This is a genomic window from Achromobacter sp. ACM04, from assembly GCF_014851465.1.
Lineage (GTDB): Bacteria > Pseudomonadota > Gammaproteobacteria > Burkholderiales > Burkholderiaceae_B > Achromobacter > Achromobacter aegrifaciens.
Genome location: NZ_JACUZS010000001.1, coordinates 2,052,725 through 2,069,780, shown reverse-complemented (window position 1 = coordinate 2,069,780; position 17,056 = coordinate 2,052,725). Strand labels below are relative to the sequence as shown.

The 17,056-nt window shown below is 67.9% G+C and carries 2 protein-coding genes; both read left to right on the top strand.

Going from position 1 to position 17,056, the window contains the following annotated elements; translation table 11 throughout:
* The gene (locus tag IB259_RS09625; RefSeq protein WP_192328648.1) at nucleotides 1-16,563 is read left to right on the top strand and encodes a hemagglutinin repeat-containing protein; all 16,563 of its coding nucleotides are present in this window, start codon (nucleotides 1-3) and stop codon (nucleotides 16,561-16,563) included.
* Nucleotides 16,560-17,039 carry a pentapeptide repeat-containing protein gene (locus tag IB259_RS09620; RefSeq protein ID WP_166738406.1) on the top strand — a complete coding sequence of 160 codons (480 nt, stop codon included), beginning with the start codon at nucleotides 16,560-16,562 and terminating at the stop codon, nucleotides 17,037-17,039. The genes IB259_RS09625 and IB259_RS09620 overlap by 4 nt, the downstream gene beginning before the upstream one ends.
* Nucleotides 17,040-17,056: the final 17 nt, after the last annotated feature.

The following is a 17,056-nucleotide window of genomic DNA, read 5'->3' as shown; positions in this document are numbered from 1 at the left end:
ATGTCCAAGCTTCGCTCCCTGATAGTCTGGTCCGTCGTCTTCACCCAGGTCTGGTCGCCAGTATTGGCGCAGACCTTGCCGATTTCGGTGGACAAGAGCGTGGCGGGAGCGAAGCCCTCCGTCGGCGTCAGCAACGGCGTGCCGGTCATCAACATCGCGCCGCCGTCGGCGGGCGGCGTGTCCAACAACCGCTACACGCAGTTCAACGTCGGCCCGTCCGGCGCGGTGCTCAACAACAGCGGCGGCGCCAGCCAGACCCAACTGGCGGGGCAGGTCGGCGGCAACCCCATGCTGGGCAATCAGCGCGCCAGCACCATTCTCAACCAGGTCACCGCGCCCAACCCGTCGCAACTGCTGGGCACGATGGAGGTGGCCGGCAACCGCGCCAACGTGATCGTCGCCAACCCGGCGGGCATTACCTGCAACGGCTGCGGCTTTCTGAATGCGGACCGCGCCACCTTGACCACGGGCAAGCCCCAGGTCGGACCGGACGGCAGCATAGGCTTCGACATCGCGTCAGGCAAGATCCGCGTGGAAGGCGCGGGCCTGAACGGCGCCAACCTCAGCCAGGTGGACCTGCTGGCGCGCACGCTGGAGATCAACGCGGACGTGTGGGCCGACAAGCTCAACGTGACCGCGGGCGCGGCGCGCGTCGATTACGCATCGGGCGCCGTTGCGGCCCAGGCGGGCGAAGGCGCGGCGCCCGAGGTGGCGCTGGATACCGCGGCGCTGGGCGGCATGTATGCCAACAGCGTGCGCCTGATCGGCACCGAGGCCGGCGTGGGCGTGAACATCGGCGGCAACCTGGTGGCGCTGACCGGCGACCTGCAGGTCACGGCGGCGGGCGACGTCCGGATTGCGCCGCGCGGCACCGCGCAGGCGGCGGGCAATCTGCGCGTGGACAGCGGCGGCGATCTGTCTGTCCAAGGCGCGGCACAGGCCGGCGGGACTGCCGCGCTTGCGGCTACGCGCGACGTTTCCGTGCAGGGCGCGGCCGGCGCGGGCGGCGCCTTGACGCTCGATGCTGGCGGCGATGTGGCTGTCGGCGCGCAGGGCAGCCTGCGCACGCAAGGCGCCTTGCGCATGGCGGCGGGCAAGGATCTCTCCTTGTCGGGAGGCTTGCTGACTTCGGATCAGGACTTGCGTGCGCAAGCCGGACGCAATCTGAAGGTGGCGGGCCAGGCGGTCGCGCCGCAGCCGGGGCAAGGCGGGAACACGGGTGGCGGGACCGGCGGGGGGGCAGGAACCGACAATGGTTCGGGCTCCGGCGCCGGATCGGGAACTGGATCTGGATCGGCCACCGGCGGCGAGCCCGGCAAGACTCCCGACCCGTCCGCGCCGGGCGAGCCGAGCGGCGGCGTTTCCACGGCGGGTGGCGTGGTTTCCGCGAAGGAAGGCGTCACGCTGCAGGCGGGACGCGACATGCTGTTGTCGCGCCAGGTTTATGCGTCCGGCGTGTTGCAGGCGCAGGCGGGCGCGGACGCGGTGTCGGAGGCCGGCGCGCAGCTGCAGTCGGCAGGAGGCATGACCATACGCGCGGGTTCAGGCGTCACGCTGGCCGGCGCGGCCCTGACCGATGGCGCGATGCTGGTCGAATCCACGCGCGACCTGCGTCTGGACGGCAGCGCGCTGGCTTATGGAGGTGCGCTGGATCTGAAGAGCGGCGGCGATCTGCGCATGGGCGCGGCCAGCAAGGCGCAGGGCAAGCGTGTGGGAATCGATGCGGCGCGCGATCTGCGAGCCGATGGCGAACTGGTGTCGGAGACGGCAGCTGAACTGAAGGCCGGACGCGAAGCCGCGGTGGACGCCCGGGTGTTGGCGCGCGGCGATCTGGACCTGAACGCGCAAGGCGCCACGGCCGTCACCGGACAGGTGGAAGCGCTGGGCCGCGCGCGGCTGCAGTCCGGAGCAGGCATTTCGCTTGCGGGTAGCCTGAGCGGCAATCAGGGCGTGGACATGCGCGCGGCGGGCCCGCTCGCCATCAGCGGCGCGGTGGGCGCGGCAGCGGGTGAACTGACGCTGGCTTCCGGCGGCGACCTGTCGGTCAGCGGCAGCGCGCAGGCAGGCGGCCCGGTCAGGTTGAGCACGCAGGGCGCGCTGAACGTGGCGGGTACGGTCTCCTCGCTGGCCGGATTGACGGCCCAGGCCGCGCGCGATGCCGCGGTCGACGGCAAGCTGCTGGCTGGCGGTCCGCTGCTGCTGGAAGCGATAGGCCAGATGGCGGCGGGCGCGGACTCGCGTCTGCAATCGGACGGCGCCATGCAGCTGCGTGCTGGCCAGAGCATGCTTCTGGCCGGCGTGGCGGAAACCAATGCCGGCCTGACACTGGGCGCGGGCCGCGACCTGCGCGTGGACGGCGCGGCGCTGGCTTATGGCGGCGTCCTGTCGATGGATGCGGGCCAGGATCTGCGTTTGACCAATGCCAGCCGCACGCAGGGCGAGGGCGTGTCGGCGCGCGCGGGCGGTGACCTGCAGTCGGACGGCGCGATGGCCGCGCGCGGCGATATCGCGTTGACCGCGGGGCGCGATGCGCAGCTCGGCGGCAAGACGGTCGCCACCAACGATGCGACGCTGGCGGGAGGACGCAACCTGGCCATTGCGCAGGGCGCGCAGCTGGAGGCGGAACGCTCGGCGCAAATCCAGGCTGGGCAGGACGCCACGCTGGCTGGCGCTGTGCGCACCAATCAGGGCATACGCATCGACGCCGCTGGCAAGCTGCGGCTGGACGGAGAAACCTCCTCGGTCGCGGGCGCCATCGATTTGCTCGCGGGCGGCGATCTGTCCGTGGGCGCGCAGGGCAAGGCATACGCGGGCGGCGCGCTCAGCGGCGCAAGCGGCGGCGCGTTGCGCGTGGACGGCGAACTGGCCGGCCAGGGCGCGTTGACTTTCGTATCGGTGGGCGGCGCTACGGTGGACGGCAAGCTGCTGTCCGGCGACGCCCTGTCGCTGCGCGCGGGCACGGATCTGCGCACGAGCCAGGCGGCGCAACTGCAATCGTCCAAGAACATGACGCTGAGCGCGGGCCAGGACGCCAGTCTTGCGGGCGCTGCCTTGAGCGATGGCGGCATCGCGATCAACGCAACACGGGAGCTGCGCGTGGACGGCAGCGCGCTGGCCTACGGCGGCGGCCTGTCGATGAGCGCCGGTCGCGATCTGTGGCTGGGCGATATCAGCAAGACCCAGGGCAAAGGCATCACCGCTCTGGCGGGGCGCGACTTGGGCGCTGGCGGCGAGATGGTGGCGCCGGGTTCCGTGACGCTCACCGCGGGCCGGGACGCGGTCATCGGTTCCAGGCTCAGCGCCGACGGCGGCATAACACTGCGTGCGCAAGACACGGCGCAAGTCACGGGCCAGCTGGAAGCGACCGGCGTGGCCAGCCTGCAAGCCGGCGGCGACATGACGTTGTCGGGCGGCGTGCTCAGCAACCAGGGCACGGAACTGCGTGCTGGGGGCGCGCTGGGCGTCAGCGGCGCGGCGGGTGCAGCGCAGGGCGCATTGACCCTGGCCTCGGACGGCGACATGACGGTGGGCGGCAGCGCCCAATCCGGCGGTCCCTTGTCCATGGTCGCGAAGGGCGCGCTGAACGTGGCGGGCACGGTGTCCTCGCTGTCCGGTTTGACGGCTCAGGCCGCCGGCGACGCGACGGTCAATGGCAAGCTGCTGGCCGGCGGTCCGCTGCTGCTGGAAACGCTGGGCCGGTTGGTGGCAGGCGCGGATGCGCGCTTGCAATCGGAAGACGCCATGCAGTTGCGCGCGGGCCAGGATCTGGTCCTGGCAGGCGAGGCGGAAGCCAACAAGAGTCTGACGTTGGACGCCGCGCGCGAGATGCGCGTGGATGGTGCGGCATTGGCCTACGGCGGCCAACTGTCGATGGACGCTGGCAATGATCTGCGCTTGGGCGACGCCAGCCGCACGCAGGGCGAGGGCGTAGCCGCGCGCGCCGGCGGCGATCTGCTGGCAGAGGGAACCATGGCTTCGCGCGGCGATATCGCACTGGTCGCGGGCCGCGATGCCAGCCTCGGCGGCAAGACCGTGTCCGCAGGCGACCTGAAGCTGGATGGCGGGCGCAATCTGGCCATCGCCCAAGCCGCGCAACTGGACGCGGAAGGCAAGGCGCAACTCAAGGCGGGGCAGGATGCGATGCTGGCGGGTGCTGTGCGCAGCAACTTGGGCAACCGCATCGAGGCAGCCGGTGCCCTGCGCCTGGACGGCGTAACTTCCGCGGCATCCGGCGCAATCGATCTGCGCGCGGGCGGCGATCTGACGGTGGGAAGCGCCGGTAAGGCGCTGGCGGGCCGCGCACTGCGTGGTGAGAGCGGCGGCGCGTTGTCGGTCGCCGGTGAATTGGCCGGCCAGGGCGCGTTGACTTTCGTATCGGTGGCCGGCGCAACGGTGGACGGCAAGCTGCTGTCCGGCGACGCCTTGTCGCTGCGGGCAGGCAAGGACCTGCGCACGGGACAGGCCGCGCAACTGCAATCGTCCAAGAACATGACGCTGAGCGCGGGCCAGGACGCCAGCCTCGCGGGCGCTGCCCTGAGCGATGGCGGCATCGCGATCGACGCGGCGCGCGAGCTGCGCGTGGACGGCGGCGCGCTGGCCTACGGCGGCGAATTGTCCATGACTGCCGGCAGCGACCTGCTGCTGGGCGCAGCCAGCAAGACGCAGGGCAAGGGCGTCACGGTCCAGGCGGCGCGCGACCTCGTCACGGCCGGCGAAATGGTGGCCGCCGGATCGGTCGCCCTGACGGCGGGCCGCGATGCGGTGTTCGGCGCCAAGCTCGGCGCCGACGGCGACCTGACGCTGCGCGCACAGGACACGGCGAGGGTCACGGGCGACCTGCAAACCACGGGCGCGGCCAGCCTGCAAGCTGGCGGAGACGTGGCGCTGTCGGGTAGCCTGCTCAGCAACCAGGGTACGGAGTTGCGCGCGGGAGGCGCGCTGGATGTCAGTGGCACGGCCGGCGCGGCCTCGGGCGCATTGACCCTGGCCTCGGACGGCGACATGACGGTGGGCGGCAGCGCCCAATCCGGCGGTCCCTTGTCCATGGTCGCGAAGGGCGCGCTGAACGTGGCGGGCACGGTGTCTTCGCTGGCCGGTTTGACGGCGCAAGCAGGAACCGATGCAACGGTCACGGGCAAGCTGCTGGCCGGCGGCCCGCTGCTGCTGGAGGCGATAGGTCAGTTGCAGGCCGGCGCGGATGCGCGCCTGCAATCGGAAGGCGCCATGACCTTGCGCGCGGGCCAGGATCTGGTGCTCGCCGGAGAGGCGGAAACCAACAAGGGCCTGACGCTGGATGCCGGGCGCGACGTACAGGTGGACGGGGCGGCGCTGGCCTACGGCGGCCAACTGGCCATGAACGCGGGCAAGGACCTCCGCTTGGGCGACGCCAGCCGCACGCAGGGCGTGGGCGTGGAGGCGCGCGCCATGGGCGATCTGCTGGCGGGCGGCGTGATGGCCGCGCGTGGCGACATCCTCTTGAACGCGGGACGCGATGCGCGCATCGATAGCAAGGCTGCAGCCACCGGCAACACGTCGCTGATTGCAGTGCGTGACCTTGCCATGGGCAACACGGCGCAATGGGACGCCGAAGGCGCTTCGCGCGCCCAGGCCGGCCAGGACATGACGGTGGCCGGCGCCTGGCGCGGCAACGGCGACATGAACATCGATGCCGCGGGCAAGCTGTCCGTGGACGGCACGCTTGCCGCCAGCGCCGGCGGCCTGAGCTTGAACGCCGGCGGCGACCTGTCGATGGGCGAGCTGGCGCGGGTCGCGGCCAAGGGCGCGGTCAACGTCACGACGCTGGGCGATCTCCGGGTGGCGGGCGCGCTCAGTTCGCTGGACGCCCTGACGCTACAGGCCGCGCGCAACGCGGCAGTGGCGGGACAGGTCTACGCGGCACGCGGCCTGGACCTGAAGGCAGGCCAGACGCTGACGGCGGCGGGCGGCTCGCACCTGCAATCCGACGCATCGATGACGCTTGCGGCCGGGCAGGATCTGAACCTCGCCGGCACGGCGCTGGCCGAAGGCGGCATGTCGCTGGACGCGTCGCGCGACCTGCGCGTGGACGGCAATGCGCTCGCCTATGGCGGGGCGCTGCAGCTCAAGAGCGGCAATGACCTGCTGCTGGGCGCGGGTAGCCAGCTGCAAGGCAAGGGCGTGCAGGCTGACGCCGGGCGCGACCTGGCGCTGGGCGGCGTTCTGGTGTCCACCGCGGACGCGGAACTCCAGGCGGTGCGCGATGCGCGCGTGGACGGCAAGCTGGGCGCCGACGGCGCGCTGGATTTCGGCGCAGGGGGCAATCTGCGCATCGGCGCGGCGGCGCAACTGGACGCCGCGGACCAGGCGCGGATCGCGGCTGCGGGCAATCTGGAGATGGCCGGCGTCGTGCGTGGCGACAAGGGGGCAAGCCTGGACGCCGGGGGGCGACTGGATATGTCCGGCACGGCGGCATCCGCCAACGGCGCCCTGAATCTGAAAGCGGGTGAAGACCTGGTCTTGACGGCCGGCAGCCGGGCGCTGTCCGGCGGCGCGCTGCAAGCGCGGGCGGGCGGTTCGCTGACGGCGGCAGGTACGATTTCCTCGCTGGCCGATCTGATCCTGGAGTCGGTTGGCAACATCAGCCTCGACGGCCAGAACCTGGCGGCCGGCAATCTGGCGCTACAGGCCGGCGGCGCGCTGGCCACCGGCGCGAACGCGCGCCTGCAGGCCGATGGCTCGGTCGATGTGCAAGCCGACAGCGCCGCCTTGGCGGGCACGCTGGTGGCCGGGCAAGCGGCGACGCTGCGGATCGACAAGGATCTGGCGGTGGACGGCACGGTCCTGGCCGATGCGGGCGCGCTCAAGGTGGACAGCGGCGGCGCCATGACGCTGGGCGCCTCAAGCGCGCTGCAAGCAGGCGGACTGCTGCAAGCACAGGCCGGCGGCAAGCTGCTGGCAAACGGCACGATTTCGGGCGAGCAGGACATCACGCTGAAGGCCGGCACGGACGCCGAACTGAACGGCAAGACCGTCGCCAACGGCACGCTGCGCGCGGACGCGGCCGGGAACCTGAGCATCGGCCAGGCCGGCCTGGCCCAGGGCAGCAGCAAGCTGCTGCTGGGCGCGGGCCAGGACCTGCGCATCGCAGGCACGGCGGGCACCGCCACGGGCGCGGGCGCCGCGGGCGGCGTCTTGCAGGCGCAGGCGGGCCGCGACCTCTTCATCACGGGCACGGCGACCGCCGGTTCCCCCATCGTCCTGGGCGCGCAGCGCGACATCCGCATCGACGGCATCGCCACCGCGCTGGAAGGCGGCCTGACCGCTGACGCAGGCGCGAACCTGCTCGTCGGCGCGGGCGGCAGGATGCAGGCCTTCGACGGCCTGAGCGCGCGCGCGGGCGGCAACCTGGGATCAGACGGGGTCATTGCCGCGGGCGGCGGCCTGACGCTCGCCGCAACTGGAGACGTCCTGTTGGGCGGCCTTGCTGCCGCCCTGGGCGAACGCACGGCGGGCAATGCCTCGATCACCGCGGGACGCGATCTCATCGTCAAACAGAACGGCCAACTGCAAGCCGCAGGCACGCTGACTGCCCGCGCGGATCGCGACCTGTACGCAACGGGCGCCCTGAGTTCGGTGGGCGACATGCTGCTGGCCGCCGCGCGCGACGCGCGAGTGGACGGCACTGCCGCCACCGATGCCAATCTGACGCTGACGGGCCGCGACGTGACCGTCGGCACGGCCGGGTTGGCGCAGGCCGGCCGTACGTTGACCGCCACCGCGCAAGGCGCGTTGCAGGCGGCCGGGCGCATGCTGGCCGGTGGCTCGCAGGCCTTGACCGCGGGCGACAAGATCACGGTCGACGGCACGGTCGCCGCCTTGCAAGGCGACCTGTCGCTCACCGCGCAGCGCGGCGATATCGCATTAGGCGCGGCGTCGCGCTTGCAGGCAGGGGGCGCGCTGACCGCGCAGGCAAACGGCGCGTTGACCGCGCTCGGCTCGGCTGCGGCGGAACAAGGCATGACCTTGCGGGCCGGCACGGACGCGACGCTGGGCGGCATCGCCGCCACGCAGACTGGCAACCTGGTCGCCAGCGCCGGCGGCAAACTCACCATCACGGCGGACGGCCGCTTGCAGTCCGGCGCGGCGCTGGACCTGAGCGCGGGCGGCGCGCTGCTCAACGCGGGCATCGCGTCCGCAGGCACGAACGCCAAGCTGTGGGCCGGATCCTCGCTGGACAACACCGGCTCGGCGCTGGCCAGCGGCGATCTCATCGCCACCGCCTTGGGACAACTTTCGAATGCCGGCCGCTTCGTGGCCGGCGTGGGCGCCGACGGCGCGCTCAGCCAGCCGGGCAGCATCACGCTGACGGCAGGCTCCATCGTTCATGGCGGCACCAGCCTCGCCGGCCGCGATCTGAGTCTGTCGGCCGGCAGCCTGAACCTGGCGGGCGGCAAACTGTCTGCCGTCGGCAAGGTCACGCTGACGACGGCGGGCGACGTCGACAGCCGCAACGCGGTCGTGCAGGGCGGCGCCCTGGACATCAGCGCCGCCAATCTCTACAACCAGGGCGGCAAACTGACGTCGACCGGCGATGCCGCGATCAAGCTGGGCGGCGGCCTGAACAACACCGGCGGGGTGATCGCAGCCGCAGGCAATGCAAGCATCGAAGCCGCAAACATCGTCAACCGCGACGGCACGCTGGCCGCGCGCGACCTGACCATCACCGCCACGGGCGCGGTGGACAACCGCGGCGGCCTGATCCAGGCCGACAACGTGCTGACCCTGAAGGCCGACAGCCTGGACAACAGCGGCACGGTGACCGCGGCCGGCTCGCCGCCCAAGGGCGTACTGGGCAAGGTCGTCTCCATCGTGGCCGACCGCGTGAACAACCAGGGAGGTTCCATCGAGGCAATCGAGGACCTGACCCTTAACACCAAAGAACTGGACAACACGGGCGGCGCCGTCGCTTCCCAAGGCAACGCGCGCATCGTCGCGGACACGCTTAGGAACACCCAAGGCACGCTGCAGGCGGGCAAGAGCCTGACCGTCATCGCGCAGGCGCTGCAAGGGCTGGGCGTGCTGCAATCCGCGGGCGACCTGTCGTTCGCCTATGCCGGCCCGCTGAACCAGCAGGGCGACATCTCCAGCGGCCGCGATCTCAATCTGTCGGTCGGCGGCGCGATGGACAACCGCGCCAAGATCAGCGCCGGCCGCGACCTGAGCATCTCGGCGGACTCGCTGAATAACCAGGCCTCCGGCCAATTGCTGGCCGGAGGCCAGAACCGCATCACGGTGACGCAGGGCCTGACCAACGCCGGCCTCATCGACGGCGGTTCCACCCGCATTACCGCAGGCCGCGTCGACAACACCGGCCGCATCTACGGCGATGCCGTGTCGATCCAGGCTGGCACGCTGGTCAACGGCGCGGGCGCAGGCGGCGGCGCCGTCATTGCGTCGCGCGGGAACATGGACCTGGGCGTGGGATCGCTCATCAACCGCGACCACGCGCTGATCTACGCGGGCGCCGACCTGCGCATCGGCGGCGCGCTGGATGCCGCCGGCCGTGCCATCGGCCAGGCCGGCTCGCTCCTGAACGCCTCCGCGACCATTGAAGCGGCCGGCAATGCCAACATCTCGGCCGCGTCCATCCGCAACCAGAACGACCGCTACACCAACGAAACGGTGCAGGTGTCCAGCACGTCCAAGGTGTACTTCACCCCGGCCGGCACCACCGACATGTACGACGCCGAGACCAATTGGCTGTGCGACGAAGTGACGCCGATGTGCAGCAAGGATCCGGCCTGGCTGGACGACGATCCGGAACGCATGTTCCTGCTGCCGTCCACCAAGTATCCGGCGTCGCGTTATGGGCCGCCGTTTGATTACGCGCCCAGCCTGAAGGGCAAGGGCGGCACGACTTCGCCCATCACGCCTACCTATACGCCGGTCACCATGGTGTGTGACGGTCCCGGCGGCGATGCGGGTGCGACCTGCTCGGACGTTCCGGAAAAATTCCGGTACGGCGCCCAGGAGCGCATCTGGTCCGTCTTCGGCGTGACGCCGCCGTCCGGCCCCATGCCGGTCTGGACGGAGCCTGAGCGGGCCTGCTACAACCGCGCCACCTGCGACGCCGAGAAAGCGCGTCGCCAGGCCTACGAAGAAGCCTATGCTGCGTACAAGGCGCCGCACATGGTGCTGGATGCGCGCATCCGGGAATTCAACGCCGACTTCAATAGTCGCCTGGTCGGCACGTTCGTGTACTACCGGGTGCAGGAGACCGTCACCGAGACCCGCACCCTGTCCTCCGATCCCGGCAAAATCCTGTCGGGCGGGTCCATGACGCTCACCGGCGACGTCACCAACGATAAGAGCCAGATCGCCGCGGGCGGCGCGCTCACAGTGGCGGGCCCTGCCATCAACAACATCGGCGCGGGCGGCGTGCGCACCATCACGCGGACCGGGACCATGACGGAAACCCAGGCGCGTTCGCGCGACCGCAAGGAGTATTCCAGCGCTTACAACGCCACCCTGGCCGGCCAGCCCATCGAACTGCCAGTCGGCACGTCCGGCGGCAACGTCGCTGTCCAGCTCAACGGCTCCAAGCCCGGCGCCAGCAATGGCGGCGCCGCGCCCGGGCCGGTGCTTGTCGCCAGCGTCGGCCTGCCCGGCGGCACGGTGGTGCGCACCGTCTCCAATCCTGCCGGCATTCCGGACAGCCAGCTTTACACCGTCAACGGCAGGCCGGATGCGCCCTACGTCGTCGCGACCGATCCGCGCTTCGTCGGCCAGCGTCCGACCGTCTCCAGCGACTACCTGCTGGACCTGCTGAGCCAGCCGGGCGCGCTGCCCGGCACCACCATCGGCAACGGCGCCGGCTCGGGCGGCGGCCTGGCAGGCCAACGCAACGACCAGCCCGGCACGGCCGGCACGGTCAATGCCGGCGTGGGCGCAGGCTCGGTCTCGACCCCGGGGCAAGGCGGCACGTCCGTGGGCGCCAGCAGCGGCCTTGAAGGGCAGCGTATGGACGGCCAAGGCGGCTCCGGACCCGTCAACGCGGGCGTCGGCGCGGGTTCGGTCTCGCATGCGGGCCAAGCCGGCGCCACCGTCGGCGCCAGCAGCGGCCTGGACGGCCAGCGCCTGGACGCGCAGGGCGCATCGGGACCCGCCGGCGCCACGCTCGGCACGGGCGGTTCTCTGTCCGCCAGCGGCGCCACCGCCGCGGCCGACGGCCAGAACCTGTCTGGCGCGCGCCTGGGCAGCTGGGATTCCCTGGTGCCCGCGGGCGCCAAGTTCCTGACGCCCTCGGGCCAGCCCAAGCGCCTGGGCGACGGTTTCTATGAACAGAAGCTCGTGTCCGACCAGATCCTGGCCACCACTGGCCAACGCTTCCTCGACAAGTACAGCGACAACGACAGCCAGTACAAGGCCCTGCTTGCCGCCGGCGCCCAATTCGCCCGTGACAACGGCGTCCAGCTCGGCGTCGCGCTGACCGAGGCGCAGCAGCGCCAACTGACCACCGACCTGGTCTGGCTGGTCGAACAGACTGTCACGCTGCCCGACGGCACCACCGAGACCGTGCTGGTCCCGCAGGTCTACCTGCTGGTGCGCGAAGGCGACCTGAAGGGCGACGGCACGCTCATGGCCGGCCGCAACGTCAAGCTGGAGGCCGAAGGCGACATCGTCAACAGCGGCACCATCGGCGCGCGCGAAGCCACCGTCATGACCGCCGGCAACATCGTCAACCAGGGCGGCGGCCTGATCCAGGGCGCCACCGTCGACCTCGCCGCGCGCGAGGACCTGACCAACCTGGTGTCGCTGATCAAGGGCGACAACGTCGCCCTGAAGGCGGGACGAGACATCGCCCTGACGTCCACCTCGGCCTCCGAGAACTTCGGCAGCACCTGGGGCACGCACGTCAGCGGCGTGGCCCGCGTCGATGCCGACAACCTCAACATGCAGGCCGGACGCGATATCACCCTGACTGCGGCGCAAGTCTCGGTCAAGGACGATGCACGCCTGCAGGCCGGGCGCGATATCGCGCTGGAAACGCTTACGGAGAGCCATGGCGAAACGCTGGTTCTGAACAAGAAAAATCGCCACGATCTGAGCACAAGTTCGGAAGTCGGCTCGAGCATCGCCGCGGGCGGAAATCTCGCGCTGGTCGCGGGGCAGGACGTCAATGCGCGTGCGGCCGAAGTCAACTCGGAACAGACCTTGGCCGTCGTGGCGGGCCGCGATATCAACATCAGTGCAGGAGAGGCATCGACCTACGCGCGCGACGAAGTCTCATTCAAGACGCGCAGTTTCCTCTCCAGCAAGAGTACGCACAGGATCGACTCGCAGTCGTCCACGCAAGCGCAGGCATCGACGTTCAGCGGTGATGAGGCCATTTTCCAGGCGGGGAGGGATTTCTCTCTCTCGGCCTCGCAGGTTCTTACAAACAAGGATTTGACGATCGATGCAGGCCGCGACATCGTGGTCGCCGCTGGAACCAATACCCACGCGGAAAGCCACTACGAACGGATCAAGAAAAGTGGCTTCTCTGTAGGCGGCTTGGGAATTTCCTACAAGACCAGCGACGCGCAATCCAAACAGACGGTCGATGGCGCTACACAGAGCGACGCGAGAAGCCTGTTGGGAACCACGGGCGGCAACGTCATCCTGACCGCTGGACGGGATGTATTAGTTGCCGGCAGCGACCTAGTTGCGGGCAAGGCGGAAAAAGACCTGGCCGGCGAGACTGGAAACATCGACATCCAGGGAGAGAACGTCGCGATCATCGCGGGCCGCGACGTTGAAAACACGCACAGCGAGTATTCGCTCAAGCAAAGCAGCTTTGGCGTGGCGGTGGTCGGGACGGTGATCGACACCTTCAAGAATCTGGCTGCAGCGGGCTCCACGAAGGGCAAGGTCCAGGAAATCGCGCACAGCGGCGCCACCAATCCGGGCGTCGCATTCTCCTTCAGCAGCAGCAAGAGCAGCGGTTCGTTCGACTCATACAGCCAAGTCAGTAGCGGTTCTTCGCTAAGCGCGGCAGGCGACATCCGCATTCGCGCCACGGGGAACGGCGAGCGGGATGGCTCCGGACGAGCGCTGGATGGCGATGTCGTCATCTCCGGCTCTACATTGCGCGCCCAAGAGGGCGTGGTGCTGGACGCCCAACGCAACATTGCGGTCGTCGGTTCGGACAATCGCCAGACGCAGAACAACAAAGAATCCAGCAAGAGCACCAGCTTCTCGTTCGGAAGCATGAGCCTGGGTGATATTGGGCGCGCCGTCGATGGGGGACCGAACTCCGGCGGGGTCAAGATGTTCCCCTACGGAAGTGAATCCGCCCGTTCCAAGGAATTGACATCGGGCACATGGCAGACGTCCTCGCTCATCACCGGCAATAGCGTCAGCTTGAACAGCCGTGAAGGCGATATCCGCATTGCCGGCTCCGCCATCGACGCGATCAACAACGTTGGCCTCACTGCACGGCAGGGATCGGTCGTCATTGATACCGGGAGCGCCACGCGCGAACACAGCAGCAGCTACAGCAACAAATCAGTGGGGGACCTGGGGCGCGAAGGCAGCGGCTTCACGGTGGGCGTGCGCAGCAGCAGCGGCAGTCTGGATGAACGCAGCAGCACGCCCAGCGCCGCAGGCAGCACGATCACGAGTCGGCAGGGCGACGTCTCCATCATCGCCCAAGATGACTTGTTGATACGTGGTAGCGACATTCGCGCGGGCCGCGACATGTTGTTGGGCGGGCAGACTGTCACGATTGACGGCAGCTACGACACCAGCGTCTATCGCCGATTCCAGGAGACCAGCCAGATCGGCGTGACTGTCAGCGCCAGCAATCCGGTTGTCAGCGCGGTGCAGAGCACCAACCGCATGCGCGAGGCGGCCCAGGAAAGCAACAATGGGCGCTTGCAGGCCATCGCCGGCGTCGCGGCGGGTCTCGCGGCGAAAAACGCATATGACGCCGTGGCCAAGGATCCCGCCAGGGCAGGCGGCATCAGCATCAACGTGGACCTGGGCGCCAGCAGCGCCAGTCAGACAAGCACCGGACAAAGTAGCACCGCCAGCGGCGCAGCCATTGCAGCCGGCCGTGACCTGATGATCATTGCGGCAGGCAAAGGCGAGCAATCCGACATTATCGTGGCCGGCTCTGACCTCGCGGCTGGACGCAACGTGCTGCTGGACGCGCAAGGCGATCTGCTGCTTATTGCGCAGCAGAACACGTCCAGCCAGAAAACCGACGGCAAGAGCAGCAACGCCAGCATAGGCGTGGGCTTCTCCCTGGGCGGAAGCCAGCAAGGCTTCAGCATCAACCTCGGGGCGGGCGGCAGCAAGAGCAAGTCCGATGGACAAGCCTCTACCTGGAACAACACCCACGTCCAGGCCGGGAACACGCTGACCATGAACTCCGGCGGCGACACCGTGCTGCGCGGCGCGCAGGCAAGCGGCGATCGTATCCTGGCAACCGTGGGCGGCAATCTGCTCGTCGAGAGCCTGCAGGACATCAATAGCTTCACTGCTCGCGACCGCAGCGTAGGCGTGCAGGTCAGCCTGTGCATTCCGCCCATCTGCTATGGCGCCAGCTCGGTAAGCGGCAACTATGGCAAGACCAACATCGACAGCAAGTACGCCAGCGTCACCGAACAGACCGGGCTATGGGCGGGTGATGGCGGCTTCCAACTGGACGTTGCCAAGAACACCAGCTTGATCGGCGGCGTGATCGCCAGCAGTGACAAGGCTGTAGCCGACGCCAGGAACGTCTTGATCACCGGCACGCTGACCAGCCGCGACATCGAGAACCGCGCCCGCTATGAAGGCCAGTCCCTGCAATTGGGCGGAGGCGTGAGCTTTGGCGGCGGTAAGGAGGACGGCAAGGACAAGAACAACGTCGGCACGGATGGCAAGGGCGAAGCCGCGGGCGGCTCCAAGGCGACGCCGAATTCGAACCTGCCTGCCATCAACGGCGTCAGCACGGTCCCGCCTGTACCGATGGGCGCCAATGGCGAATCCAGCTCCACGACGCTTAGCGGCATCAGCGGCGGAAAGATCGTCATACGCGACGAAACGGGCCAGAAGGCGCAGACGGGCCAGACGGCAGCGGAGGCAATCGCTAGCCTGAATCGCGACACCAAGGACACGCTGAACAGCTTGAATCCGATCTTTGACGAGAAGGAAGTGCGGGCGGGCTTCGAGATCGTGGGAGAGACTGGACGCCAGGTGGGGCAGTTCTTGGCGAATCGGGCGGAGGAAACCAAGGCGCTCTCTGATGAGTTGACCGCTGAACTGAAGAAGCCCGGTGGAGGGGACTCTGCACGTATTGCCCAGCTAGCTGATGATCTGGGCGATGCGGCAAAGTGGGAGCCCGGCGGCCAGTACCGTCTGATCGCCACCGCGATTCTGGGCGGTGTGACAGGCAATGTTACCGGCGGTGTTTCTGAAGTGGCAAAAGCCAGCGCAGTCAACTACCTCCAGGGGTTGACTGCGCAACAGGTCAAGCTTTACTCGGATGCGTTGGGCGACAGTGCGGAAGCACAAGCTGCACGCGCTGCGCTGCACACGCTGGTGGGATGTGCTGGAGGCTCGGCACGCGGTGATGGTTGCGGGGCTTCCGCGCTAGGCGCGGGAGCTGCCTCAGTGGTGAACGCCTTGTTGGATGCCGCCAGCGGCAAGTCTGGTTCGGCCTTGTCACCGGAAGACAAGGAGGCTCGTAGCAATCTGGTGTCCTCGCTGTTGGCAGGCGTCGCTGTTGGGCTGGGAGCGGATGCGAGTGAGGTGGTTAACAGCGGCAGACTGGAAACGGAGAACAACGCGGTAGCGACCCTGCTGAAGCGCGGTGGTATGGCGGCGCTAGGGGCTTGCTTCCGGTCACCGGCATGCGAAGAGAAGGTGATCGGGCCAATCGCATTCGCAGCGATCACAGCGATGACCGCAGACTTGATGGGCAAGACGCCTGGCTTGTCGGAGGACCAAGCGCTGTTGCTGGCGGTTGTTCAGTACATTGCAACAGGCGGCGAACCCCAGAGTATTCCAGGGAAACCCGGAGACCCGGTGCCGCCGGTAGGTGTGCCGCCGGGTGGTGGTGGAACGGTGCCGGACACGCAGTTGCCTGGTAAGTCGGGGGATGTGCCTGAGATTGGAGGGGTGCCGGGACAGGAGAACAAGGGGCCGGCGGGGGGGACAACTACTATTACTCCCATTCCCAGCACTGCTGAGGCAACAGTAATATTCCAACATGGAGACGGGCAGCGAACTGGGCGGCCATATGTTTCCTCAGGCGCAGAAGTAACTCCGGAGATTGTCGAGGTGGCTTTACGAGGTGACCCGGCCTTTGGAGTGCAGGGAGCCGTTTCCCTGCCCGCCATCCAGCGCTATGTAGATCGTCTGCTAGCAGGGGAGATGCCGCCGCCGATCAGGATGGATGGGGATTTGATCGTCGACGGAAATCATCGGTACATTGCAGCACGAATATTAGGGCGCAACGTTGAAGTGATTCAGTGGGCGTCGCCGGGATCGTTGCAGAGTAAGCGAAGTTCTATCTCTAATATATCAATCGATCTGACGGATTGGGGGAATCATTGATTACTCTTAGATATCAAACAGGCGAATTGTTTACGGTTAATCTGAATAGTTTGATTGGGGCGAATTTTCGTAATGCAAACTTTCATCGGATAATTTTCGATGAAATGAACTTGCGAGATGCTGATTTTTCGGGTGCGATATTGAGAAACGCCGGATTTGTTGGGGCTGAAATTTCTGGTGCAAAAATGCAAGACGCTTCGCTTATGAATGCATACTTCATGGGGGCGAAAATGCTTGGTGCGAAACTGAATAACGCAATTTTGGTTGGAGCTGACTTCACGGGAGCCGATTTGACGGGGGCGACATGCTTTAACGCCAACGCACGATTCTCGTGTTTTCATAGGGCGAAAATAGTTGGTGCTGATATGAGGGTTGAGAATGCTGAGCAGGCTCAGTGGGTAGACGCAACTTATGATGCAAAGACACTGTGGCCAATGGGGTTTGATCCCGAAAAATATGGTGCCATACAGATATAGAAAACGTGTCAAAAATA